Source organism: Paenibacillus sp. J31R122, from assembly GCF_056269185.1.
On the sequence record NZ_JBWDNM010000001.1, the window covers coordinates 583424 to 608532 of the forward strand.

20 protein-coding genes and 1 pseudogene are annotated in these 25109 nt (G+C 41.4%); 17 read left to right on the forward strand and 4 right to left on the reverse strand.

The features are described 5' to 3' along the window. Positions 1-29: 29 nt before the first annotated feature. Positions 30-389 (reverse strand): winged helix-turn-helix transcriptional regulator, encoded by a 360-nt coding sequence (locus AC0YN7_RS02200; RefSeq protein WP_475808303.1) that lies wholly within the window; start codon positions 387-389, stop codon positions 30-32. A 137-nt stretch (positions 390-526) separates the two neighbouring features. Here AC0YN7_RS02200 and wrbA point away from each other — a divergent pair, with 137 nt between their 5' ends. The 7 genes and pseudogenes from wrbA (at position 527) to AC0YN7_RS02235 (ending at position 9633) form a co-directional block, all read left to right on the forward strand. After that, positions 527-1138 carry an NAD(P)H:quinone oxidoreductase gene (gene wrbA / locus AC0YN7_RS02205; protein WP_475808304.1) on the forward strand — a complete coding sequence of 204 codons (612 nt, stop codon included), beginning with the start codon at positions 527-529 and terminating at the stop codon, positions 1136-1138. 180 nt (positions 1139-1318) lie between these two features. After that, on the forward strand, positions 1319-2251 hold the full coding sequence (locus AC0YN7_RS02210) for a DMT family transporter (protein ID WP_475808305.1): 933 nt from the start codon (positions 1319-1321) through the stop codon (positions 2249-2251). A gap of 116 nt (positions 2252-2367) precedes the next feature. Next, on the forward strand, positions 2368-3027 hold the full coding sequence (locus tag AC0YN7_RS02215) for a mandelate racemase/muconate lactonizing enzyme family protein (protein WP_475808306.1): 660 nt from the start codon (positions 2368-2370) through the stop codon (positions 3025-3027). A 25-nt stretch (positions 3028-3052) separates the two neighbouring features. After that, positions 3053-3442, forward strand: a pseudogene (locus AC0YN7_RS02220) (sulfatase/phosphatase domain-containing protein); the annotation flags it as partial. Positions 3443-4406: 964 nt separating this feature from the next. Next, the gene (locus tag AC0YN7_RS02225; protein ID WP_475808307.1) at positions 4407-5975 is read left to right on the forward strand and encodes a response regulator transcription factor; all 1569 of its coding nucleotides are present in this window, start codon (positions 4407-4409) and stop codon (positions 5973-5975) included. A gap of 96 nt (positions 5976-6071) precedes the next feature. Then, positions 6072-7775: a sensor histidine kinase gene (locus AC0YN7_RS02230; protein WP_475808308.1), complete on the forward strand. Its 1704-nt coding sequence runs from the start codon at positions 6072-6074 to the stop codon at positions 7773-7775. Positions 7776-8004: 229 nt separating this feature from the next. After that, positions 8005-9633 (forward strand): type 2 periplasmic-binding domain-containing protein, encoded by a 1629-nt coding sequence (locus AC0YN7_RS02235; protein WP_475808309.1) that lies wholly within the window; start codon positions 8005-8007, stop codon positions 9631-9633. Between the two features lie 89 nt (positions 9634-9722). Here the strand turns inward: AC0YN7_RS02235 and AC0YN7_RS02240 are convergent, their stop codons facing one another. After that, positions 9723-11519, reverse strand: a complete 1797-nt coding sequence (locus AC0YN7_RS02240) for an ABC transporter ATP-binding protein/permease (RefSeq protein ID WP_475808310.1) — start codon at positions 11517-11519, stop codon at positions 9723-9725. Beyond that, the gene (locus AC0YN7_RS02245; protein WP_475808311.1) at positions 11519-13462 is read right to left on the reverse strand and encodes an ATP-binding cassette domain-containing protein; all 1944 of its coding nucleotides are present in this window, start codon (positions 13460-13462) and stop codon (positions 11519-11521) included. Before AC0YN7_RS02245 ends, AC0YN7_RS02240 begins: the two co-directional genes overlap by 1 nt. 226 nt (positions 13463-13688) lie before the next feature. Between AC0YN7_RS02245 and AC0YN7_RS02250 the strand changes: the two genes are divergently transcribed. The 3 genes from AC0YN7_RS02250 to AC0YN7_RS02260 all read left to right on the forward strand — a co-directional run bounded on the left by AC0YN7_RS02250 (position 13689) and on the right by AC0YN7_RS02260 (position 17164). Continuing rightward, on the forward strand, positions 13689-14378 hold the full coding sequence (locus tag AC0YN7_RS02250; RefSeq protein WP_475808312.1) for a response regulator transcription factor: 690 nt from the start codon (positions 13689-13691) through the stop codon (positions 14376-14378). After that, positions 14365-15519: a sensor histidine kinase gene (locus AC0YN7_RS02255; RefSeq protein ID WP_475808313.1), complete on the forward strand. Its 1155-nt coding sequence runs from the start codon at positions 14365-14367 to the stop codon at positions 15517-15519. The genes AC0YN7_RS02250 and AC0YN7_RS02255 overlap by 14 nt, the downstream gene beginning before the upstream one ends. A 217-nt stretch (positions 15520-15736) precedes the next feature. Beyond that, positions 15737-17164, forward strand: coding sequence for a sialate O-acetylesterase (locus AC0YN7_RS02260; RefSeq protein WP_475808314.1), 1428 nt, complete (start codon positions 15737-15739; stop codon positions 17162-17164). A 91-nt stretch (positions 17165-17255) separates the two neighbouring features. On the opposite strand, the gene AC0YN7_RS02265 is transcribed toward AC0YN7_RS02260, so the two are convergent. Then, entirely contained in the window at positions 17256-17462 is a 207-nt protein-coding gene (locus AC0YN7_RS02265) for a DUF3502 domain-containing protein (protein WP_475808315.1), read from the reverse strand. A gap of 87 nt (positions 17463-17549) precedes the next feature. On the opposite strand from AC0YN7_RS02265, the gene AC0YN7_RS02270 reads away from it, so the two are divergent. From AC0YN7_RS02270 to AC0YN7_RS02300, 7 genes are all read left to right on the forward strand, one after another. Further along, positions 17550-18005 (forward strand): response regulator, encoded by a 456-nt coding sequence (locus AC0YN7_RS02270; protein ID WP_475808316.1) that lies wholly within the window; start codon positions 17550-17552, stop codon positions 18003-18005. A 331-nt stretch (positions 18006-18336) separates the two neighbouring features. After that, positions 18337-18792, forward strand: coding sequence for a hypothetical protein (locus AC0YN7_RS02275; RefSeq protein ID WP_475808317.1), 456 nt, complete (start codon positions 18337-18339; stop codon positions 18790-18792). Between the two features lie 239 nt (positions 18793-19031). Continuing rightward, positions 19032-20663, forward strand: coding sequence for a type 2 periplasmic-binding domain-containing protein (locus AC0YN7_RS02280; RefSeq protein ID WP_475808318.1), 1632 nt, complete (start codon positions 19032-19034; stop codon positions 20661-20663). 319 nt (positions 20664-20982) lie between these two features. Then, positions 20983-21090, forward strand: a complete 108-nt coding sequence (locus AC0YN7_RS02285; RefSeq protein ID WP_475808486.1) for an AraC family transcriptional regulator — start codon at positions 20983-20985, stop codon at positions 21088-21090. 134 nt (positions 21091-21224) lie between these two features. Beyond that, complete coding sequence (locus AC0YN7_RS02290; protein WP_475808319.1) at positions 21225-22196, forward strand: ABC transporter permease; 972 nt, start codon at positions 21225-21227, stop codon at positions 22194-22196. Next, positions 22190-23059 carry a carbohydrate ABC transporter permease gene (locus tag AC0YN7_RS02295; RefSeq protein ID WP_475808320.1) on the forward strand — a complete coding sequence of 290 codons (870 nt, stop codon included), beginning with the start codon at positions 22190-22192 and terminating at the stop codon, positions 23057-23059. Before AC0YN7_RS02290 ends, AC0YN7_RS02295 begins: the two co-directional genes overlap by 7 nt. A gap of 128 nt (positions 23060-23187) precedes the next feature. After that, on the forward strand, positions 23188-25107 hold the full coding sequence (locus tag AC0YN7_RS02300; RefSeq protein WP_475808321.1) for an alpha-galactosidase: 1920 nt from the start codon (positions 23188-23190) through the stop codon (positions 25105-25107). The last annotated feature ends 2 nt before the right edge of the window (positions 25108-25109 follow it).

Sequence of the window (25109 nt, forward strand, 5' to 3'; positions counted from 1 at the left end):
AGGCGGATTATCTAATAGCATTTTCTCGCTCAGTTGATATTCGTCTTTTCAAGATCATTGATCTGCTCTAAGCGAGATAAGTGATCTATACCCCACTTTTGCAGCGAATTTAAAATCGGTATAATACTACGTCCATATTCAGTAAGTGAATATTCTACTTTAGGGGGTACTTGTGCATATACTTTTCGATGAATAATATCATGATTTTCAAGATCTTTTAAGTGAGATGTTAACATTTTTTGAGTGATTTCAGGGATAAGTCGTTTTAACTCATTAAAGCGTACTGATTCAGATTGCGCCAATTGATACAATATCATCGGCTTCCACTTCCCAGTAACGATTTCTATTGTCGAATAAGCTCCTGGACAACTGCCATTACTATCATCCATAACTCCTTAACCTCCTTCAACGGTATCCTTTAAGAAACTATACCACATTAATGTGCGTACTTTTCAAGCTTTACTAAAACTATCATAATAATCCTTGTAGCGAACAGAATCAATTAAATAGCTGAGGAGAGATTAACATGTCTAATGTAAAACTTGCGGTAATATATTATAGTTCAACAGGCACCAATTATCAATTAGCACAATGGGCGTCCGAAGGTGCACTCGAAGTTGGCGCAGATATAAAAGTATTAAAAATCCCGGAACTTGCACCCCAATCTGTCATCGAAAAAAATCCGGCTTGGAAAACCCACGTTGATGCTACTCAGAATGTCCCTGAAGTATCTTTGAGTGATATTGAATGGGCAGATGCCATCATTTTTAGTATACCTACACGATTCGGCAATATGCCATCGCAAGTGAAACAGTTCCTTGACACAACTGGCGGACTTTGGTTCCAGGGCAAAACAGTGAATAAAGTTGTAAGTGCTATGTCCTCTGCACAAAATGCTCATGGCGGACAAGAAGCCACTATCTTATCTCTTTATACGTCGATGTATCATTGGGGGGCCATCGTAGCTGCGCCGGGTTATGCTGATCCATCCGTTTATGTAGCGGGTGGTAATCCGTATGGTACAAGTGTAACCGTTGATCAGAATGGACATATGGTCGAGGATGTAAAGGAAGCCGTGAAATATCAAGCACGCCGTACCACTGAAATAGCAAAATGGGTAAAACAAGGTAAAAACTGATAATCATGTTTATGACTTATGCTGTGTAGACTACCCCGCGGCACAATTATCCGCGGGGCTTTTCCATACTTGACGAAGCGCAGCTCGATAGGTGCCAAGCGGATTATAGAATCTGGCCATGTCCCAGATCTAAATTTCAGTTGTCACCGTATTTCAATTCTTGTATTAGGAGTGGTTTCCATGTCTGTAAAACCAAAAGTCGCAGTATATGCTGCGGCTCTCTTATTTGCCTTTATTATTGGTTTTTCTTTCCTGTTTGTTAAATTTTCTCTTATTGCGGCTGATCCGATCGATACGTTGGCACATCGATTTACGGTATCGTTTGCGGTCATCTTGATTCATGTACTGTTCGGCTGGTTGAAGCTGAATTTCCGCCTCAAAGACGTTGTCAGCATTTTACCGCTTGCTTTATTTTATCCTACGCTGTTTTTCGCCTTTCAAGTGTTCGGTCTTGTAAACAGTTCTTCCTCTGAAGCCGGTATTATTCTAGCGTTAACACCTATTTTTACAGTGCTATTAGCCGGATTTTTTTTAAAGGAACATACGACGGCTTGGCAAAAATATTCCGTTTTACTTTCCGTCGCTGGAGTGATTTACATTTTCGTTATGAAAGGTACTTCTTTTAATCTTTCCAATTTTAAAAGTTTAGCGCTCCTGGTTTTATCCGCCTTATCCTTTGCGGTTTACAACGTATGGACACGTCCGCTGATGAAAAAATTCAAACCGATGGAATTGACGTTTGTCATGCTTATGATCGGTTTCATCTGCTTTAATGCGATGTCCGTAGTCAAGCACGCATGGAACGGCAGTATGCATATGTATTTCCAGCCGTTCACATCTCCGGTATTTGTGCTCGCCATTGTATATCTAGGGGTACTGTCTTCTCTAGTAACGTCGCTGCTATCCAATTTTGTACTATCCCGGATCGAAGCGTCAAAGATGAGCGTTTTCAGTAACCTGTCCACATTGATCTCGATACTAGCCGGTGTCCTATTTTTAAAGGAGGAACTGGGATACTATCATTTCGTCGGAGCGGTGATGATTTTAGCAGGGGTGCTGGGGGTAAATTTTTTGGATCCAACACGACAAAAGCAGGTTAGGGCAACAAAATAGCGTTGGTTTACGCTCGGGGCTGGTTGCCAATCTTCGTCAAATCAATACTTACTAATAAAGAAGCTAAAAGAGGCCAAGGCAATTGTTCAATGGGTCCTGCTAGGGAGATGGAGCCAATGAAAATAGTAAAAGTAGAAAGCTTTGTATTGCACGTACCAATTACTCCGCCGATTACGGATTCGATTAATATTGCAACTCATTGGGGACTTGCAGGTGTACGCATATTTACCGATGAAGGTTTTGTTGGTTATGGCTATACAGGAACTTGTGCACATGGTGATGATATGATTGTCGATACGATTGATCGTTATTATGCACCTTTATTAATTGGCAAAGAACCATTTATGGTTAAAGAAATCTGGGACGAGCTGCGTTTTGGAAAAATGCATTGGATTGGTAGAGCAGGTGTTACTCATATGGCATTGGCTGCAGTGGATATTGCGCTTTGGGATATTATGGCGAAGGCTTCGAATAAGCCGCTCTGGCAGTATCTTGGCGGACATAAATCCAAACAAATAAAAGCTTACAATACAAACGGTGGCTGGCTGAATTGGTCCAAAGAACGTTTGATTAAGGATGTTTCTGAAATTGTCGAGCAAGGCTTTACTGGAGTCAAAATTAAAGTGGGAAAATCAGATTCACATGAGTATTATGATCGGTGTAAAGCTGTACGCAAGGCGATAGGAGATCAAACTATTTTCATGATCGATGTGAACCAACAGTGGAATATCAACACAGCTATGACGTGGGGTAAGAAGTTAGAGGAGTTTAGATGATTACAGAAGGAGGTCGGATCATGGCGATATGCTGGGAGATCACAATTTGTGGCGTAAAATATATGCTTACGAGGGATTAGCGCATATACCGCTTTTGATCAAAATGCCTGCATCATTTGGCAAACAGAATTCGCATGTTGAATCTCCCGTCACGCTACAAGACATCATGCCTACTGTCTTAGCAGCAGCAGGTTGTCATATACCGGAAAAAGTTGACGGCAAAAATATGATTGAACTTATGTACGAGAAGCAGTTAGCTTGGCGCTCGTATATCCCCGGTGAACATAGCACATGTTATTCGGAAGAACAAGAGATGCAGTATTTGACGGATGGTAAAATGAAATTCATCTGGTTGCCGCTCTTGAATGTGAAGCAATTGTTCGATCTGAGCTCGGATCCAATGGAATGTCACTGAGTTGAAGATTTGGTGTTGATGTGATCTCTGGAATAAAAGCATTTTTCTCAAGTCCGCCTTTATGGGACAGTCTCTTTACATCAGTCATAAGCCCCTCTATAATGAATCGTGCATGATTTATTATGGGGGGGCTTTTTTTGCCTGTGCATGTTCACACACCAGAAAATCGATATTTTAGTTCCATTGGCGACGACCGTTAGTTCTCCTTTTCGTATTTAGATGAGCAAATCATCGAGGAGTTTCCGGAAAAGTGTATAATAGGAGGAACGTACAGCGAAATCGTTCTCTCAGTTGAAGTAAAAGTGCAAACGTTCGGTATACCTAACTTCCAACAAGCAACGGTGGGATCCGGCTATCAAATAAAGAAAACGTTTGCAGATAAAAGAATTTACAGCTTTAATGAATGTACCTGCTGCCAGTGATCTGAATGTAGACGGTAAAATAGACATTGTTGATCTCGCAGCTGTTGCTAGATTGATACTAGGATAACTACGAAAGGGGGGAGAGTGCAATACCTACCCCATCCTATAGAAATTTTAAAGGAGAGATATAACGAATGAAAAAATAACTGCTGTGTTAATTGGGGCTGGACAAAGAGGGGCTGGTTCTTACGCTCCTTACGCTCCTTACGCATAGAAATATCCAGAAGAATTGATCTAGGAACTGAATTGCATGGACATGGCGGCGGCGATGAAGGTATAATGCGAGATTTTGTGCGACTCGTGCAAAGTGGAGGCTTTGAAAAAGGGCTTACTGGAGCAGACGTTTCTATTAAAAGTCATCTTCTTTCATTTGCTGCAGAAAAATCACGAGTAGAAAGCCGTACCATACTGATGAGTGACTATTTAGAAAAATTAATAAGGAAATGAAAGTGATGAAAGTAAACGAGCTTGTTCAAGGAAACCTTTGATCCTGGGAGTGAGGTCGGAGGTAGAACAAATGCTTGTCATGGAGGGAAAGCGACATGTTCAACATGCTAATCGTAGACGATAACCGGTTGGAAAGGGAAGGAGTCAAATTCCTAATCGATCAGTTCGAATGGAAAATGAACATTGCCGAGTCAGACAGCGGGGAGTCGGCAATAGCATACCTTGAAAGCCATCCTATTGACATTTTGCTAACAGATATCAAGATGAGGGCGATGGACGGGCTGCAGCTTGCTGAGAAAGTAAGGGAGAGTTATCCGGGCGTGAAGATCATTTTCATGAGTGCGTTCGGTGAATTCGAATATGCGCAAAAAGCGATCGACCTGGATGCCATCCAATACATATTGAAGCCGGTCGAGATCGGCGAGTTTATGCGTGTCGTTTCCAAGGTGATTCGATTATGTGAAGAGGAAAGGCAGGAGCAGGAAAACCAGAATAAAATGCTTGAGGTATACGGGAAAGGGCTCCGGTTCGAGAAGGAAAAACTGTTGTATGACATCATATACGGAAAAAGTCTATATAAGGATGGAGAACAGGATCGTGATACCGTTTTCGATTTTAACGGCTGCCGGTATATGCGGATGGCTTTGCTTGATGCGAGCACCCGTTTGTTTGACCGTTCGGACTTTGACATCGGGCAAAGCATCGAGGCGGTAATCAACCGTAAAGTCGACATTCTTCACTTGAACGAGCGGCAAAGTCTTCTGTTCTATGAAGGCTGGGAGGAGGAAACGGAAGAGGAACTGCTTCTAGCGGGGCGAGCATGGATCGAACGTTTAAAGGAAGAAAATGGGGTCGACTTTTGCCTTGTGTTCAGCAAGCTGATCGAGCGTCTCCAGCACATTCAGAAGGAATACGCCGATATGGAAGCGATACTGGCCAACCGGTTTTTCATGGACGGGGGAGCGGTCTTCTACACTGGAAGCGTACACGGCGGCGAAACCGAAGGGGCCGAATACGCGGCTAACGTGCTGAACGAATCGATGAGTTATATACAGAGTCAACGAATCGGGGAAAACGACCAGAAGAAGCTGTATGCGCTTATCGAATCCGTTCGAAGCCACGCGTACTATTCCGAAAACTATGTGAAATATGTGTTTATGGAGATGCTCAAAATCGCGATCGGCCCTGCTGCGCTGCAGCATGTAAGCGATTTTACGATCGGCTTGGACAGAATCTACAATGCGGCGACATTAAACGAGCTGCAGAGTGCCATCATTCCAATCATGGCTGCATATACCGGAGGCAGCGGAAGCTCGTCGGATTCGCTGCGCAAGGTTATCGATGATGTCGTTCACATGATCGAGCAGGACTACGGCAGCGACATTTCGCTTGAAAGTCTTGCGCAATCCGTCTATTTAAGTCCAGCATACTTAAGCCGCTTGTTCAAAAAGCAAACGGGTAAAAGCATTATCAAACATATTACGTCCGTCAGACTGGAAAAGGCGGATCAACTGCTCCTAGAATCGAACAAAAAAATAACAGATATTTGCCGTGAGGTCGGGTATCACAATTTTGCTTACTTTTCCTCCTTGTTTAAGAATCATTATGGCAGGACGCCATCCCAATACAGGGAGGAGCATGAGAGAGGTGTTTCAACATTGTAAGTCCGTGCCGGAGGGTGCTGTCAAATAGAAGCGTAGTATGTAAGGATTTATTGCAAGCGTATACAGAGAGTGAGGGTTTTAAACGGGGGGACGATTGTGAAGAGAAGGATGAGCTGGGTTTTCGATAGGCTGAAATTCAAGCAAAAGCTGTTGTTGTCATATTTGATCGTCATCATTATTCCCATTCTGGTGCTTGGTATCTACTCCTATGTGCAGTCCATGCGACTGCTGAATGTTCAGGCGATGCAAGGAGTCGAGAAAAATATTGAAACGGCAGCCGATAGCATTGGCTACAGAATTGAACATTTTAATAATCTGGTCTATCTGGTCATCGGAAACCGGGCGATTCAAGGGATTCTCTCTCCCCAAAACGAAGGTCTAGCGAATCTATCGGAACTATCCACACAATTGAAAGATATTCTGGATCCGTATTTCAGTATGCTTATGACTATGAATCAGGGGATTACTAGGCTGACCCTTTTTACGGAAAGGGACATTCCGGAATATGGAGATTATTTGCGGTCGTCCGCCGCCGTGCTTGAAGAAAGCTGGTATAAGGAAGCGGTAGCCAAATTCGGCGTCCGTTGGTACGTCGATCGTTCGGGAAATGATTCCGGGACAGAGGTTGTCCTTGTGAGCAAATTTCCAGAAACGTTCGAGTCAGGCAGCCATCTTCTTTACATGCGATTGGAAACTGCCAAAATCGTCGAGGAAGCAGCCAAGCTGCTGCCGGATTACCCAATTATCATCAAAAGCCGGGATGGAAGCATCGTATTTTCAAGCATAAGCGAGGACGTAAATTCGTCACATACGGCTATTGCTGATGTAGCGGGAGGCGTCTCCATGATAAACGGTAAGGAAATGATGGTTTTCAAGCAGGACATCGCTAAATCGATGTGGACGCTCTATTGCTTTGTGCCAGTTGGCCAGGTGTCGGGTAACGCTGCTCCGATCCTGTATGCCACCTTTATTGTGATCGGCATTTGTATTGTTATCCTTATAGTAATAATTTCTATTTTCGCGAATGGTATGATCCGTCGCATCTATAGGCTTAACTCGTGGATGAAAAGAGTGGAAAAAGGCGAGCTCGAAATAGACGTCTATAGCACGTCCCATGATGAAATCGGCGAACTTACCAAACGGTTCGGCAATATGCTTCTCCGCATCAACGAGCTGCTCCACGAGGTTCGGCACAAGGAACTGATCGCTCTGCAAGCGCAGCTGAACCCACATTTTCTGTACAATACGCTTTCTGCGATCAACTGGAAGGCGCTGCAAACGAAATCTTACGAAATCAGCCGCATCGTGACCGCGTTGTCAAAATTTTACCGAACGGCCCTAAACAAAGGAGATGACTTCATCTCAATCCGCCATGAAGTGGAGAATGTGAAATCGTATTTGGACATCATGCTGAATACGAACGACAACAGCTTCGACGTCATGTACGATATTGATGAAGCGGTCTTCCAATACGATACCGTCAAAATGCTATTGCAGCCGCTGGCGGAAAATGCGATCATTCACGGACTTAACCTAAAAGAGAAAGGAGAGGGCTTGTTAACTGTTTCTGTAAGCATGGGAGAAGGGACGGTTGAATTTGCCATTATGGATAACGGGCCGGGGATGGAATTGGATGTATTGTACAAAGTCAGGAAAATGCAGACATCTGGCTACGGGCTCCGAAATGTCAACGAACGGATCAGGCTGCATTTCGGTACTAGTTACGGATTATCTGTGCAAAGCGAACCAGGGCACGGAACGACGATGAACATTTCAATTCCGGTTCATACGAGGCAGTAGGTGCAGTCTTTGCATGGCGGGCGATGAACCGGACAAGAAAATGATATGGAAATCGAATAACTGATAATGATGCCCATTTTGTCACGTGCTACAATTATCTCACTAAATGAATGCGTATTCATTCAGCAAAAACAGCTGCAAGCGACCGTCATCATACTTTCCATTCTTCCGATGCTCATCGTCTATCCGTTTCTACAGAAGTATTTCACAAAAAAAGGAGAGGGCTGAATTGAAAAAGAAGAATATGGCGTTATTCTTGTTTCTCTGTTTCGTCTTGCTCAACACGATATTGGCTGGATGTGCGAAGGAGACCGATACGGGAGGTCAAGACGGATCGAAGCAAACGAAAAACGCATCTAAAACCGGTAAGCCTGCTGAGAAGACGAAGCTGCACTTTTGGTCGTTTTATCCTGAACAAACGAAAATCGATGGCTATTACATGAATGTACTCAAAAATAAATTCGACTTTGACGCCGATTTTTATACAGCCTCGCCAGACACTTCAAAGGAAAAGCTGAATTTGGCGATTGCATCCGGCGATATTCCAGATTGGTGGAAAGGTTTGAGTTTCCAGGAATATGACAAGTTGATCAGTCAGGACGTAGTAGCGGAAATCAAGCAGGAAGATCTGGAACAGTACGCCCCGAAATATTTAGCTTTCATCACGAAAATATTGGGGGACGATCCATTTAAGTATTTACGCAGAGACGGGAAGATCTACGGTTTGCCAGGATTATGGGATTTAGGCCCTACTGGGAAAGTTGTCGGCTTCCGGGAAGATTGGCTGAAGAAGGTAGGAGTGACCAATACACCGGAAACTCTCGAAGAAATGGAAGCTGCGTTGACGAAATTCCGGAACGACGATCCGGACGGCAATGGTAAGAAGGATACGTACGGACTTACTGGAACAGCTTCGGACACCAACGACTTATTCGATTATGTTTTCGGAGCGTTTGGCGTTTATCCGGGAGCATTCACCGAAGAGAATGGCAAAATCGTTCGTGGTGAAATATTGCCAGGTGCGAAGGAAGCTTTGACAGTATTGAGCCGTTGGTATGAGAACGAACTGATAGATCCTGAGTTTATTGTAAATAAAGGAAGCAATGTTCAGGATAAAATGGTTCAGGAAAAGGCAGGGGCTGTCTCGGATTATTGGTATGGCCTCGCTCCGGATGGCGTATTTTGTTGTAACGATATTTATGCAGCGCTGCATAAGAAAAATCCGAACGCCAGCTTTGCACTTATACCCGGTCCCAAGGGGCCAGATGGAAAGCTCGGCATGGTGCAGGGGAACGCGCTGTTCGGCGTCGACATCATGTTCGGCAAACAATTGGAAGAAGATCACGATAAAATGATCAAATATTTGCAGGTATTCGAGTTCACTTCGTTCGAGATCGATGCGAAAATCGCAAGTACATACGGAGAGGAAGGGAAAACATTTAAGAAGACCGCTGATGGAGACTACGAATTTATCCCGCCGTTCGACGATCAGAAAGAAAGATGGAAATATGGCTTTGACGGTGCCTACTCAATGCCCGGCGGCTGGAACGACGACTTCAACGAAGAATTGGTCGCTTTCGATACGAAAGACAAATCGTTGATTCCCGTTCGTAACAATCTGATTAATATGGGCAAGGGCAAGTACGATATTCTCGGCCCAATCGATAAGCCGATATTTAACAATTACAATGAAAGGTTGGATAAGCTGGCGATGCAAACGTACCTCGACATCATTACGGGCAAAAAGCCAGTCAGTGAATTCGATAACTTTGTGGCCGAATGGAACAAGATGGGCGGCGACAAGGTGATGGAAGAAGCGCAGCAGGCTTATGAGAAGCTAATGAATCAATTAGAATAACTGGTGCGTATATTTACGGCATGCCTCAACTGAGGCATGCCGTATCTTTTCGAAATAGGACCGACTTAGCTTCTCTCTTTCAATGGATATTACTTTCTCAACGCTACAGCAGGCTCTGTATGGATTAACTTGTGGCTGGCTATTATGCTAATTACAATAACAACAACGCCTGTGGAAAGTATGGATAGTAACATTTGTAATGGGGTAATGATAATTGCTAAATTGAATACCATACTGATTAAATAAGTACAGCCAACGAGGACAGCATTAAAAATAGACGACATTGCCGATAAAAGCAGATTTTCGCTGACAATCATTTTTTGTATAGTTCCTTTATTAAATCCCAAAGCCGACAGTAGTCCTAATTCCTTGTATCTCGAATTTTGCAGTTTGATAAGTAGCACTATACTGATAAACAAACCAAAGGTCAAAATTAAAATAGAAACGATAAAAAACAAGCGGCTAAGACTGTTGAACGTACTTTGCAAAGCTCCTACTTCTTTTGCTGAAGTTTTACTATCGATTTTTTTGTCAGCTAGCATTTGACTTACTGATACAATATCTTCAAAGTCTTTTACATCGTAACTAATGGAATAGTACTTATCACCATCTCTATTTTTATAAAAATCCTGTTCAATATCGGAGCTTACAAAGAAATCATCGTAGCCTGCATTAAAAATGCCGCTTATCGTAAGCGTGTATTCTTGTCCACTATGTTTTAAGGTAAGTTCTTTACCAAGCAAGTTATTGAAATCATTTCCAAATTTTTTGGCAAGGCTCGGACTAAGTGCTATTTCCTTTTCACCTGCTTTTGGCATAGCACCGTAAGACATATTTTCAGTAGCCTTTGGCATTGGGTATTTTTCTGCTATAGCTTCGGTTTTTTCTCCCAGCCTCAAAGTAACATCCGTTATTTTGTATTGATAATAAACATTTTCGATACGCTCATCGGATTTCAGCAATTCAAAAACGGTTCCGTCATCCTCATATTTGATATAGCCGTTGTTAAAGGCGGTGTTCTTATCTTTAAAATCTGAAATAGACTTCTCTATAATATTGCCCGAAGATAGAGACAAAATAAATGCAAGGATACCAATGGAAATTGCCAGACTAACAGTCATATAGCGTGAGATATGAACATTGAAGTTCTTAAGCCCTAGCTTGAACGCAGATACTTTGACAGCCATATTTAAGCTGAGTTTATTATCACCGGTAATATCTGTTTGAGTGTCGAGATCTTTTGCAATAATTTTTCCGTTCTCGATATAAATGACGTCATCTGCAAAGCTACAAATCTTTTGATCGTGAGTAATCACAATAACCAAACGGTCTTTTGAAATCTCTTTTAAAAGCTCCATAATTTCATTGGAGTTGCTGCGGTCTAATGCTCCTGTAGGCTCATCTGCTAAGACAATACGAGGATTACTAATTAACGCTCTTGCAATAGCAGCTCTTTGCTTTTGACCGCCCGAAAGATTTTCAATTTTTTCATTCGTTTTTTGTGATAATCCTAGTTTACTTAACAGTTGTTCGGCATTTTTTCTATTTTCCTCTTCACTTGAATTATTTAGCTCACAAGCAAGTAAGACGTTTTCAAGTACGGTATATCCGCTTAGAAGATGGTAGTTTTGAAAGATAAATCCGATATTATCTCTGCGATACGCACACAATTCATCGGCGTTCAGTTTGTTTATAGAAGTACCCCAAACCGTAATATCACCGTTGTATAGGCTGTCAAAGCCTGCAATCATATTAAGCAGAGTGCTTTTACCTGAGCCCGATGCACCTAAAAGACAAATAAGTCCTTTGCTTGGAAAGGTATAGCTTGTATCATCAAGAATAAGTGAATGGCCATATCCTTTTGTAAGGTTATTAATCTGAATCATTATTGGTCACCTGTCTTCAAAGCTGTGGTTGTATTAGTCTTTATGATGGTAATAGCAGTTGTAAAGTAAGCCACAACGGCTGCTAAAGCAATCAACAGCACTCCCGTAAACAACATCTTTGAATGAAGAATGTTTACGCTGAACAAGCCATTGGTGGCTAAATTGATAAGAGGTGATGTAACAAGCATCAATAGGATTGCTGTAATGGTTTGTGTTATCATTTCCGTCAAATTAAGCAAGTTCAAATGAGCATGATTAAAGCCGCTGATTTTATAAATAGCAAATTCTCTTTTTCTCATAAAACCTGTGATAAGAAAGATGGAAATAACCATTACGACAGACAATATTCCTATGAGCACACTTGCAGAGCCTGACTGTTCAGTTGTCTGCTCATTTAATCTAACAATATCCTCAACAAGCTCAAATCTGCCAAGAGGGACAATGCCTGTTTCGTTAAGCTCGTCTTTAATGGAAATCATATCAACAGGTGTCTTTGCTCGAATAAGAAAATTCACTGTGTCATTTTTAATTTCTGCTTGTCCTCTCATATCGTCAAGTGCAACTTTGCTGAAGAAGAAAGAGTCATCAACGGTAAGCTCTTTCAGTTCCCCTTGATAGTCATAATAGACAGTAGTATCTGCAACACCGACTATAGTTGCGGTTATGGATGTCTCTTTTAAAACAGGCTCACCGGTATCCCAATTGTATACAGAACCGCTAAAATCAATTTCTTTCCCTATTGCTTGCTCGTTTGTTATTCCCAATGTTTCAACAAAACGATCTGGGACAACAACCTCGTTGTCTTTGCCTGTCGGCATTTTTCCTGCTACCAGCTTATTGATTGACGGAGTACTGCCTGTTTTTTGTATGTTATATACTTTGTCATTAACCGATACTTTTATATCATCAAACGCTTGTAAAAAAGCAGTAAAGTCAACACGCTCATCGCCTGCATATTTGTCATATAAGCCACCAATATCCTGTGTTACATCAGCGTTCGGCTTTTCCTCCTCATTACCGCTTGATCCTGCCGCACTCATAAAACTGCCAACTATACTAATATCTTTAAGTCCTTCGCCATACGTATCTATCAGCTCATCGAACTCGCCTTGACTGCTGCTTCCAATTGCGCCGCTTACAGTGGTAAGACATAATATACCTGCAACCATTAGAGCAAGGGTGGATACTAAAAATCTCCCAATTTTTCTTTTAACATTCGATTTGGTGATTGCAAAAGCATTTTTGATAGATAAGCGGTGACTTTGATCGTATTTAAGATTTTCTGTTTTAGTTACAATTTCTTGTGGTACTCCAATCAATTCTCCCTTATCCAAGTGTATAATATTAGATTTTTTATCCATCAAATTGGTATCGTGGGTTACAACTATAACTATTCTGTATTTAGAAATAGCTTTCAGAATATCCATTGTTGTTTTTGCTGTTTTTTCATCCAAGGCACTTGTTGGCTCGTCTGCAATAATAACCTTTGGATTTTTCATAAGCTCTCTTGCGATGGCAACACGCTGTTTTTGACCGCCCGAAAGATATTTCACTTTTTGATGTGCAAGGTCAATTAAATTGAGGTCGTTTAGAATCGTTTCAGCGTTCTTTTGATTTTGATAATTTTTCAAATACTGTGGCAGCAAGATATTCTCTAAAACCGATGAATCTTCGAGTAAATTAAAATCCTGCCAAACAAATCCGAACATATTGTTGTAATAATAGCTTTTTTCATTGGAGGTTAATTGTTTAATGCTCTTACCGCAATAATAAGCCTCGCCATCAAAATCTTGTTCCATACCGCTTAGGATTTTTAGAAGAGTAGTTTTACCGCTGCCCGAAGCACCGACTATAAAATTTAATCCTTTTCCCATTGTAAAGGAAATATTATTCAAAGCGAATTCGCCGTTATATTGTTTGGATACATTCTTAATTTCAAACATTTGTTTACTTCCTCTCTGCTATGTTGTTTATTTTCACAATCGACAGTTTCCCATCATTTTTAATTGGGTTTTTGAATATCCATTTTTGTTCCTCCTAAACTTGATGCAACCATCGTATAACAAACGATGTTAAATCCCTGTTAAGTGATTTTCTTTGTTTTGAATTAACTTCTTAACATAGATTTAACCTATACTTAGGTACAATAGTAAAAGAGGTGATTTGCGTATGAGGATACTTATTGTAGAGGACGAGCTTGATTTGCAAGAAGCGATAGCAGATGGGCTTAGAATAGATGGTTATGCAGTTGATACCTGTGACAACGGTGAAGCTGCTTACGAGCTTTTATATGACGTCGATTACGACTTGGTTGTACTTGACTTAAATCTCCCGAAAATGGATGGGCTCGAGGTTTTAGAAAAGATACGAGATGAGAAGCCGGAATTAAAGGTACTCATTCTCAGTGCAAGAAGTAGTGTTAATGACAAAGTAAAGGGCTTAGACATAGGGGCAAATGATTATTTGGCGAAGCCATTTGATTTTGCCGAGTTGGAAGCAAGAATACGAAATTTATTAAGGCGAAAGTTTGTGCAAGAAAGTAGTATGCTTTCCTGCGGTGCAATTAAAGTGGATTTATCTAAGCGTATTGCAGTTGTTAATGAAAATGAAATATCACTTACAAAAAAAGAATTTGCATTGCTTGAATATTTCTTGCTTAACAAGGATAGAGTGGTTAGCCAAGAAGAATTGATTGAACATGTTTGGGATCAGAATGCGGATAGCTTCAGTGGTGCTATACGGGTTCATATTGCAACCCTTCGAAAGAAGCTGAAAGCTGTTTTAAACAATGACCCCATCGGAACGAAAATCGGCGAAGGATACTTGTTATCAGATAAGGCTGGTGATGCTAATGCTTAAAAAAATGCCAATTCGATTGCGACTTACTGTTATGACCGTTGCACTTTTGACTGTTTGTTGTGTAGGTCTTACCTTAATACTCAATTATTCTGCTGATAGAATGGCTACAAGGATCGATGCAACTTTGTTATTGCCAGCACAAGAGATCGGCGAAAATGGATGGGTTGATGAAAGCTCACAATCACCGTCAAGCAGCATAATTACTCCAGTTCCATCTGTTGATTCCCAAAAAGCAAGAATGGATTTTACAATGGAAAGCATTATTTATTTGCTGTTAGTTATTGTTAGCGGGGGATTTTTAACCTACTATATTTCGGGCAAGGCATTAAAACCGCTTGCTATGCTAAATGGGCAAGTGAAAAACATAAATGTGCATAATTTATCTGAAACATTATCTGTGCCGCCTACAAAGGATGAAATTGCAGAGCTTACAGTAACATTTAATGAAATGACAGATAAACTGGATAATGCTTTTACGATGCAAGGAAGGTTTTCTGCAAGTGCCGCCCACGAGCTTAGAACACCTCTTGCTGTGTTACAAACAAAGGTTGATGTATTTAAGAAGAAAAAAGCTCATACAAACGAGGAATATGATGCTCTTATTTCCGTTATTGAAAAGCAAACAAAACGCTTGAGAGGACTCGTCGGTAACCTGTTAGATATGACGAATATGGACGATAAAGGTGAGCAAAGCAGCATTTGCGTAAAGGATATTTTTGAGGATATTATTTCCGAGCTTTCTCACATAGCTAAAGACGAAAATGTTACGCTGTCCTTAGATTGTGATAATAGCATTGTTACTGGAAACACTGACTTATTATATCGTGCGTTTTATAACCTCGTGGAAAACGGAATTAAGTACAATATTGATGGCGGCATGGTTGAGGTTGTTGTAAACAGATTAAGTAAGGAACAGGTTTCAATCAAAATTAAAGATACAGGTATAGGCATTGACGAAATAAACAAAAAGAATATATTTGAGCCTTTTTATCGTGTTGACAAATCACGCTCCCGTCAAGTGGCTGGTGCGGGCTTAGGGCTTTCGATTGTTGACAGTATTATCAAAAAACATAATGGTACAATTACTGTTACCGATAATAATAATGGCGGAACTTGCTTTAATGTAATCTTAAAAGGGTAAGGGATACGGTGAATCATATCAACAAATAGTGGGAAAGCGGAGAGTAGAATTAGTTATTGGCTCATAACTTATGTCTCGATAAGTCCACAAGCAAACGATATTCATAATTTAAAGAAAAGCCTATTTTTTGGATACCCTAATTTCGATTTATTCATAGAAAACCTTGATATTTCGTGATTTCAGATATTGTAAGTTCATGTATAATAAATGGGTGAAGTTGGATCAATCAACGAAAAAGGTCGTGATACTAATAATGGGACAAATTGGGGCAATAATTCAACAAGGTCCGCAGCATTGGGCGATTATTCAACAAGAAAAAGGGTTAGGAAGTATCTTTTTATCAGGTGTTTGGGCTGCACCGACGGAGACCACAATAAGCAATGCTCAGGTATTCGCACGAATAGTTAATGAAGATGATGGCAGGATAATAGTAGCTTGGCACCCGTGTGTTATGCTTGAAGGGGAGTCATGGGAAATTACCTTGAATGAGATTCCAGCAGGAGGACTATATCGTCTCGAAACCTGTCTGCAAATCGACAAACAACCTGCTTTGGAATGGGCTGCTCGAGGTGATATGATCCATCATATTGGTGTTGGTGATCTCTGGGTAATCGCTGGCCAAAGCAATGCTGCAGGATATGGAAAAGGTCCATTTCAAGATGCACCACAGCTTGGAATTCATCTGTTGCGTAATAGCGGGAGATGGGATTTGGCATCCCATCCTTTTAACGAAGCTACAGCTTCCATCCATTTTGAGAATAGAGAAGGCGCTAATCCAGGTCATTCCCCATTTTTGGCTTTTGGTAAGATGGTTCAGAAAGAAATAGGCATCCCGATTGGTTTAATCCAAACCGCCCTTGGCGGATCTCCTTTAAAGTCTTGGAATCCAGATGAGGATGGTTACTTATACCGCAATATGATGAATATTATCGCATCTGTAGGCGGGAAAGTTCGTGGGATATTGTGGTATCAAGGTTGTTCAGATTGCATTCCTGAAGAGTCTTCCAACTACTTGTCACGTTTTGAAAATATGGTTCAAACTATCCGTCGTGATATAAACATTGTGGATTTGCCAATAATAACGGTTCAGCTTAATAGATGTACAGATACAGCTTCTTTGGAGAAAAATCTATCATGGGGACGTGTGCGGGAGGCCCAAAGACAAGCTGCTTTTACAATACCAAAAGTTTATACAATACCAGCTTTGGATTGTCCATTATCAGATGGAATACATAACAGTCCTGCTGGAAATATGATCATAGGTGAGAGAATGGCTAAAGCCGCAATAGCTCATATCTATAACCAAGCTCGGGTATCGGCAGATGCCCCAAATCTATCTTCTGCTACTTGGCTGCTCGAAAATAGTATTTCTAGCATTTGTTTGCGGTTTGACGGCGTTTCAGGTTATCTTACTGCTATAGGTCCGACGGATCCAGTGTTTTCAGTTGAAGACGTAAATGGAGAAATCGAGATTAGCAAATGGGAAATAACATCACACAATGAGATTAAACTGAGCTTGTCAAGATCTCCACAAGGAGATACTTTTGTGCATGGTGCATATGAAATGAATCCCTCCAGTCATTTACCGGTAGATACGGGCACATATATGCCGATGCTTGCATTTTATATGCAGCAAGTTCGGTAAAATTGTCGTTAATTGATGCAATAGGAAATGAAGAAAGCGGACATCCATAGGGAATGTCCGCTTTCTTTTTTTTATAAGGCTATGAGATTAATTACTTTCTCCAGGCATCATATTGAGCTTGTTTTTCTTTGATGATGTCATCTACGCCAGCCGTTTTCAAATGCTCGAGGAATTTAGGAACAGCTGTAGCAGGGTCAACAGATCCATTACTGATTGCCGAAATCATCTCAGTAGTTACGGAAGCGACGTTGGCCATTTGCGTTTTTACAGGAGACGGGTCAAATACAAAGCCTGACAATGGAGAAACATCTGCAGTTTTATCAGTTGACGCGAATGTATGCTACTATCTGCTATCATTTGATACGGCAGAGAAAGGATGAATATCATGCATAAAATGCTAGTTGTCGATGACGATCGTTCCGAAAGGGAGGGGGTCAAATTTTTGATAGATCAATTCAACTGGGGGCTGGAAATAGTTGAAGCAGATTGTGGAGAAGCAGCGCTCGAGTATATTCGCAATCACAACGATATCGATATTTTGCTTACGGATATACGAATGAGAGAACTTAACGGGCTGGAGCTTGCACAGAAGGTTAAGGAGTTATCGCCGCATACAAAAGTAATATTTATGAGCGCTTACGGTGAGTTCGAGTATGCTCAGAAAGCGATCGATTTGAAAGCGCTTCATTACATACTAAAGCCGGTGGAAATCGGAGAATTTATGCGTGTTGTCTCGAATGTAATTCAAATATGTGATGAAGATAAGCAAGAAAACATGAAGAAAGAATCGAAGAGTTGTATTGGAAAGGAATTCGTTACGAGAATCAAAAGTTTTTTATGATCTTATTCACGGTAGGGGGATCATTGCGGAAGAGGATAGCGAGTCTCCGGATACAGTCATCCACTTTAGCGGGTATCGTTATTTGCGGATGGCGATGATTCATGCAGAGAGCCGTTTTTTTGATATGCTAGATCTCGATATCGAAACTGAGCTTGTGGGAATGACCAGCGGGAAAGCCGACTTTGTGAATTTGAACGAGTTACAGTAGAACAAGAAGAGCTGGCTATTCGCGCGTTTCAGATTTAAGCAAAAGCTGTTTCTATCGTATCTGATCGTTACTATTATTCCAATGATGGTACTTGGAATTTATTCGTACAGTCAATCGAAGGTATTGCTCAAAAATCAAGCGATGCAAGGCATTGAAAGAAACATTAGCACGCCTGTGGATTGCATTGCTTACAAAATGGACTTGTACAATAATTTAATCAACTTGATTGTCGTTAATCGCACAATTCAAAATGTCGTATCGATTCCTAAGGGGGAAACTCCCGATTTATCGACATTTGTCATTCCATTAAAAGAGTATTTGGATCCGTATTTCAGTTTGATGCGGGCGAGCTATAACGGGATCGAGAAGCTAACAATCTATACTGAAAGTCCGGTTTCGGAATATGGCGATTACTTGCGCTCAGCAGATGGGGTGTTCGATCAAAGCTGGTATTATGCTGATTATCATTTCTTTGTTGGCCAATGGGATGCTGTGGCGCATATACAGGTTGAATCATTGGAAGTTGGTTCAGAAATTGATGTCACTCCACTCTGCAGGGTAATGAAGGCACAACCATGATGATCACGATCCCTCAGACTGCAATGGACACGGCATCCATTTGATTGGTCAAAAAAACGAAATGAATATCAAATAACTGATAATGCTGACCAATTACCCTCATGCTATACTTTTTATACAAAATGAATGCGTTTGCAAAAGTATTTTGTAAGCGGTATTATGCTAGGTGCTATGAAGGGTTGATCATAACACGTTAACCTTGAAATAGAATATTTAACAATAAGGGAGAGGGGTTTAATATGAACAAAAAGAAATATGGTTTAACCGCAATCATTTTCATTGCTTTGATGATTACTCTGATTAGCGGATGCGGCAAAGGTTCAGATTCGGAAGGATCGAAGGACAAGGGTCAAACCGGACAGTCCACTGATCAAGAAAGTAACGAAGGAAAATCGGGTAAAGAAACAGAGAAAATGAAACTAAAGTTTTTTACTTATTACCCTGAGCAAACTAAGGTAGACGGATATTTCATGAACTTCCTTAAAAACAAATTTGATTTCGAGGCAGAATTTATTGCAACGTCTTCTGAGGCCGCCAAAGAAAAGTTGAATTTAATGCTTGCTTCCGGGGATATTCCCGATCATTTCGGAGTGGGTAGCTTTGAAGAATATGATAAGATGATCAAACAAGGGGTTGTTGCTGAAATTAATCCCGAAGACTTGAAAACCTATGCACCTCGTTTTTGGGATTTCTTGCATAAAGTAGCCGGGGACGATCCTTTTATGAATACGAGGAGAGACGGCAAGGTTTACGGTATTCCAGGACTTTGGGATTTGGGTCCGCATAATCAAGCGCTTGCCTACCGTGAAGACTGGCTGAAAAATGTGGGGATTACAAAAACTCCGGAAACACTCGAGGAAATGGAAGAGGCATTGACAAAGTTTGTTAATGATGACCCGGATCAAAATGGAAAAAAAGATACTTATGGAGTTACCGGTACGGGTAACGGTCTGTTCAGCTATGTGTTCGGCGCTTTTGGCGTATATCCGGGAGCATTCACTGAGGATAATGGACAAATCGTCCGTGGTGAAATTTTGCCGGGTGCCAAGGAAGCGTTAACGGTTCTAAATCGCTGGTATAAAAACGGCCTTATCGATCCAGAATTTATTGTAAATAAAGATAATAATGTTACAGATAAAATGGTTAACGAAAAGGCAGGAGCGGTCGGTTCGTACTGGTACTTCTTCACTGAAGATGACGTCTTTTGCTGCAACGAAGTCTATGCAGCACTTCACAAGAAAAATCCGCAAGCTAGTTTCGTATTGTCGCCAGGACCCAAAGGTCCTGAGGGCAAGTATGGGATGAGTCAAAGCAATCCGGTGTACGGAGCGGTCAGTGTGTTTGGAAAGCAGTTGGAGAAAGATCGTGATAAATTCATTAAATATCTTCAGTTATTCGATTATACGTCTTTCGATCCGGAAGCTTTAGTCGCTAGGATGTACGGTGAAGAAGGTGTAACATTCAATAAGACAGCTGATGGCGGATTCGAATTTATTCCGCCATACGATAATGAACAAGAACGGTGGAAATACGGCTTTGCCGGCGCTTATTCCGTTCCGGGCTCATGGAATGACTCTTATAATATGGAACTTGCGGCACTTACTGCACCCGACAAATCGAAGCTGCCGCTCCGCAATGAATTGATGAACATGGGAGCAGGAAAATACGAAATATTGCATGGCGTAACGAAACCGATCTATAATGAACTTCATGAAAGATTGGAAAAATTAATGTTGAAAACGTTCACTGATATGATTACGGGCAAAACGCCGGTCAGCGAATTCGACAAATTTGTTGATGAATGGAATAAATTGGGTGGAGATAAAGTCATGGTAGAAGCGCAAGAAGCCTATGCCAAATTACAACAATAATAGCTTCCAGTAAAATCATTAAGAAAGGTGTAAATCAAGAGCTCAGCGAGAGCCCCTTGATTTACACCTTTTATTTATACGTCTCAGCTCGATATCGAACCTTTACTAAGGGGAATGACCGGTGGGATAGCTGACTTCGTAAGTTTGAATGAGGTACAGAGCGTTTTATTATATGAAGACAAACCGGACGAAACCGAAGCGGATATGCTGCTGATGGGGACATTTTTGGTTGATTTATTCAAGGAAAATCATAACGTAGACGTAAGTATCGTAATTAGTGGACTTATTGAAAATCTCGGGCAAATAAGCAGCGAGTATAATCAAATGGAAAGAGGTTGGGTATCCAAACTTTGCTTATTTTTCTTCGTTGTTCAAAAACTATTACGGGAAAACGCCAACCCAATATAGAGAAGAATGTGGCCTATGAAGGTGCAAGTCTGATTCGACAGAAAAACAATAAAGAAGTCAAATAACTGATAATGCTGCCCAATTACCCTCATGCTATACTTTTTATATGAAATGAATGCGCATTCATAATGAACATGGAAGGAGAGAAACACGATGAGTAAAACGACAGCAATAACCCCGCAGCCCAATTGGGAAGGACAATTGAAGACTAAGAACACCAGATCTAAACTGTATGCGGTAAAAAAATACCGGGCATTAATAATCATGATAATTCCGGCCTTGCTGTACGTCACTATTTTCAATTACATTCCAATTTATGGGCTGGTGCTTGCATTTAAAGACTTTCAAATTACGAAAGGTTTCTTTGATAGTCCATGGGTAGGCTTCGCTCATTTTGAGAAAGCGTTTTCAGATCCGGGATTTTATGAGGTACTTAAAAATACGGTAATCATCAGCTTGTACCGTATGCTGTGGGGTTTCCCTATTCCGATTTTATTCGCGATCATGTTAAGTGAGATTAACAATGTGAAATTCAAAAAGATTGTCCAGACAGCTTCATACCTGCCCCATTTTATTTCATGGATCATTTTGGGCGGTATTTTCATGAGCATCCTTTCTTTGGAGGGGCCGGTCAATGCGATACTTGGACTTTTTGGGGTCGATCCCATTTTGTTCATGGCTGATAATCAATATTTTCGCGCGATTCTTGTCGCAACGTCAGTTCTAGCTGGATTCGGCTGGAGCTCGATCATTTATTTTGCGGCAATTACGGGCATCGATCCGACTTTGCATGAAGCTGCCGTTGTTGACGGCGCAAGCCGGTTCAAGCGAATGATCTACATTACGATTCCGATGTTATTTCCAATCATCAGTATAATGCTCGTGTTATCGATGTCAGGTATTCTCGATGCCGGTTTCGACCAAATTTTCAATATGTACAGTCCGCAAGTGTATGAAGTTGCTGACATTATCGACACCTATGTATACAGAAAAGGTTTAGTCGATATGGATTATGGATATGCGACAGCGGTAGGTTTGTTTAAATCAGCGATAGGTCTAATCTTGATGCTGTCGATGAATGCACTAGCTAGAAAGATTGGAGGCAATGATAATACATTATGGTAAACGGGAATAAAATAGCAGATATATTTCTGTATACAATCATGACGATTATTTTGATTGTCACATTGTATCCATTCTGGACACAACTCGTCATCTCGCTTGATGGCGGGAATGCCGCCTATAATTCATTTATGCTGTTTCCGAATCCGATCACGTTTGACAGTTATAAGCTCGCATTTGATTTTGATGCGTTATGGGTCGGTTATAAAAATACGATTATTCGGACTGTCTTGGGTGTGGCCATTAGTGTCTTAGCAACTGCTATTACGGCATATCCATTGTCGAAAAAAGATTTTCCGCTTAATAAATGGATTACGCGATTCATGTTGATCCAATTTATTATCGGAGGCGGGTTAATTCCTAACTACTTGCTTATCAAGTCGCTCGGGATGTATAACACCATATGGGCACTAGTCATTCCCGGTATGATCGGCACATTCAATGTATTGATTATGCGTAACTTCTTCAGATCGTTGCCGGAAAGCTTGGAGGAATCGGCGATGGTGGATGGTGCTGGATATATGACAATCTTCATTAAACTCATTCTTCCCTTATCCATGCCAATTATTGCTACGATCGCATTGTGGGTAGGCGTTGGACATTGGAATGCATGGTTCGACGCCTTGATCTATACGAATGACACGAATAAAGAAATGCTGCAATTGGTACTACGAAGAATTATTATCCAAAATAACCCAACTCAATTCACTGATATTTTAGCGAAGTTGGAAAATAAAAACCCTTATTCTGGAAGACAGTTGCAGGCCACAGTTATCATCCTTTCAATTCTTCCGATGATTATTGTTTATCCATTTCTACAGAAGTACTTTGTAAAGGGTATCATGCTGGGTGCTACGAAGGGTTAACCATCAACTGTAAGATTTTGAGATGGAGCAATGGGATAAGATCATGCGGCCTTCAATTGAAGGTCGCATTGTGTTGAGGTAGTGGTATACACTCTTTTCACTTATGAATTATGAGAGGGGATTTTATTGTGAGCATATCTATTAACAATCAAACCATTATCATACAGAATGATTTTATTTATCGAGAAATCGATATTTCCGCAGGATTGGCCACGATCGCATATAATATTCGTCCGAATGGCGAGCAGAGGGGGGATTTCTGGTACCCGATATTTTCATTTGAGTCGAGCCTTCCTTACGAAGCAGCAGTGACGATCGGCGGTAAAACATATGAGGCCGGACCGTGGAAACACTGGAGAAAGTGGAACAGGGAAGGGGATTTTTCTGTTACCAATGTCGAGCAGGGCAGAGGCACCTTCGGCGATACGCTGCGTTTGACCTGTGCAGGGCGTCACGAGGGAGTGCCGCCGGTCGAACTCGTTATCGAATATGAAATTGCCGACGATCTTCCTATGTTAACGAAAAATGTACGCGTGTACAATGTTTCATCCGCTCCTCTTACCATAGATAATGTAACCGTTGACATTGTCAGAATGTTTGAAGGCTCCGAGCTGTCGGTGTTCAGTGACTACTACTGGAACATTCAAAAGGAAGATGATTATTACATTTCGTTCTCTCGGCTTGAGTTTCCGAAACCGATTGATATGGAGCTATTACCGGGACAACAGTTTGAAACATTCAAGTGTTATGAAGCGGTTACAGCAGGTGACAAAGACGAGGCTTCCATCATCTTACACCGACTTTACAAAAAAATTGCGCCATGGATTACAACACCACAAATCAAGCGGGTCGTATCCACATGCAATTCGTACGAGGAGCTCGTGACATTTGCCGACGAATCAGCCGCAGACGGCTTCGAATCGGTGGAGTTATTTGTAGGGCAACTGTTTACAAATACCGGAGACTACATTCCTCGCCCGGATCTATTCCCAAATGGGGAACAAGATCTGAAGAAGCTGGTTGATTATTATCACAGCAAAAATTTAACGGTTCTTCCATATTGCTCGACCACAATTGCTTGGCATTCTAGCGAGATTTGCAAGACACACCCGGAATGGCAGTATCTAGGTCCTGACGACCTCCGCTATTCACCGGAAGCGCTAGGCAATATGTGCTACCAGTCTCCATGGGGCGCATATATCAGGGAGAAGCTGCTCCATCTTCTCGATCATATCGGGTTTGACGGTCTTGCAATTGATGGGCCTTATCATGGACTTCCTTGTCTAGCAACCGATCACGATCATGCCAATCCACAAAGTGTGGAATTTATGAACTGGATGTGGGAAAAGCGCTTTTTCAAAGAGGTTGTGGACAGGAATAAAATGATCACCGCCCCGCAAGAAATGCAATCGATGTTTCTTGGTTTAAGTCAACGGCCTGGCGGCTACCGCGAGGAAGATCAAAATGTAATGGGCGGCATGCGACTTGTTACACAAACACGGGCGTTCGTATACAATGCACGGTATAAAGATCCGGCATGCGCAACATGGACATCCTGTAACCTGGAGTTGTACCACGGACATAGTATTGAGCCGTCGGAGGAAAACACAGCTACTTACGATCACGCGCTTGGGGGTATGTTCGGATACGGGCATAGTAGTACATTGTACGGTAAGAAGACCTATATCGGAGAAAATACGAAGGAAATATTCCTAAAATGGACTTCATTTTATAAGAAATATCGAAAAACATTAGCCGGTGAAATGGTACATTTGGCGCGACCGAACGGATTCGAACCGGATGCGGTGATGCATGTATCGACAGAAGCGGAAATTCCTGCGGTTCTTGTTGTGTTTAATCCAGTGAATAGTGAGAAAAGTATTACATTAGAATTACCGCTGAAGTATGCAGGGTTTGCCGGTGGAGAAACCGTCCACGTTCAGGAAATCGGTGCGGTGAAGCTGGATTCGCGTGGTCATGGCATCGTTACACTGACGCTTCAACCCAATGAAATCGTTACGCTGGAATTCAATCGGGAAGGTTGTTAGCG

Coding starts and splice junctions, on each gene's coding strand:
- AC0YN7_RS02200 (WP_475808303.1), bottom strand. CDS start 389: ATGGATGATAGTAATGGCAGTTGTCCAGGAGCTTATTCGACAATAGAA.
- wrbA (WP_475808304.1), top strand. CDS start 527: ATGTCTAATGTAAAACTTGCGGTAATATATTATAGTTCAACAGGCACC.
- AC0YN7_RS02210 (WP_475808305.1), top strand. CDS start 1,319: ATGTCTGTAAAACCAAAAGTCGCAGTATATGCTGCGGCTCTCTTATTT.
- AC0YN7_RS02215 (WP_475808306.1), top strand. CDS start 2,368: ATGAAAATAGTAAAAGTAGAAAGCTTTGTATTGCACGTACCAATTACT.
- AC0YN7_RS02225 (WP_475808307.1), top strand. CDS start 4,407: ATGTTCAACATGCTAATCGTAGACGATAACCGGTTGGAAAGGGAAGGA.
- AC0YN7_RS02240 (WP_475808310.1), bottom strand. CDS start 11,519: ATGATTCAGATTAATAACCTTACAAAAGGATATGGCCATTCACTTATT.
- AC0YN7_RS02245 (WP_475808311.1), bottom strand. CDS start 13,462: ATGTTTGAAATTAAGAATGTATCCAAACAATATAACGGCGAATTCGCT.
- AC0YN7_RS02250 (WP_475808312.1), top strand. CDS start 13,689: ATGAGGATACTTATTGTAGAGGACGAGCTTGATTTGCAAGAAGCGATA.
- AC0YN7_RS02255 (WP_475808313.1), top strand. CDS start 14,365: ATGCTAATGCTTAAAAAAATGCCAATTCGATTGCGACTTACTGTTATG.
- AC0YN7_RS02270 (WP_475808316.1), top strand. CDS start 17,550: ATGCATAAAATGCTAGTTGTCGATGACGATCGTTCCGAAAGGGAGGGG.
- AC0YN7_RS02280 (WP_475808318.1), top strand. CDS start 19,032: ATGAACAAAAAGAAATATGGTTTAACCGCAATCATTTTCATTGCTTTG.
- AC0YN7_RS02290 (WP_475808319.1), top strand. CDS start 21,225: ATGAGTAAAACGACAGCAATAACCCCGCAGCCCAATTGGGAAGGACAA.
- AC0YN7_RS02295 (WP_475808320.1), top strand. CDS start 22,190: ATGGTAAACGGGAATAAAATAGCAGATATATTTCTGTATACAATCATG.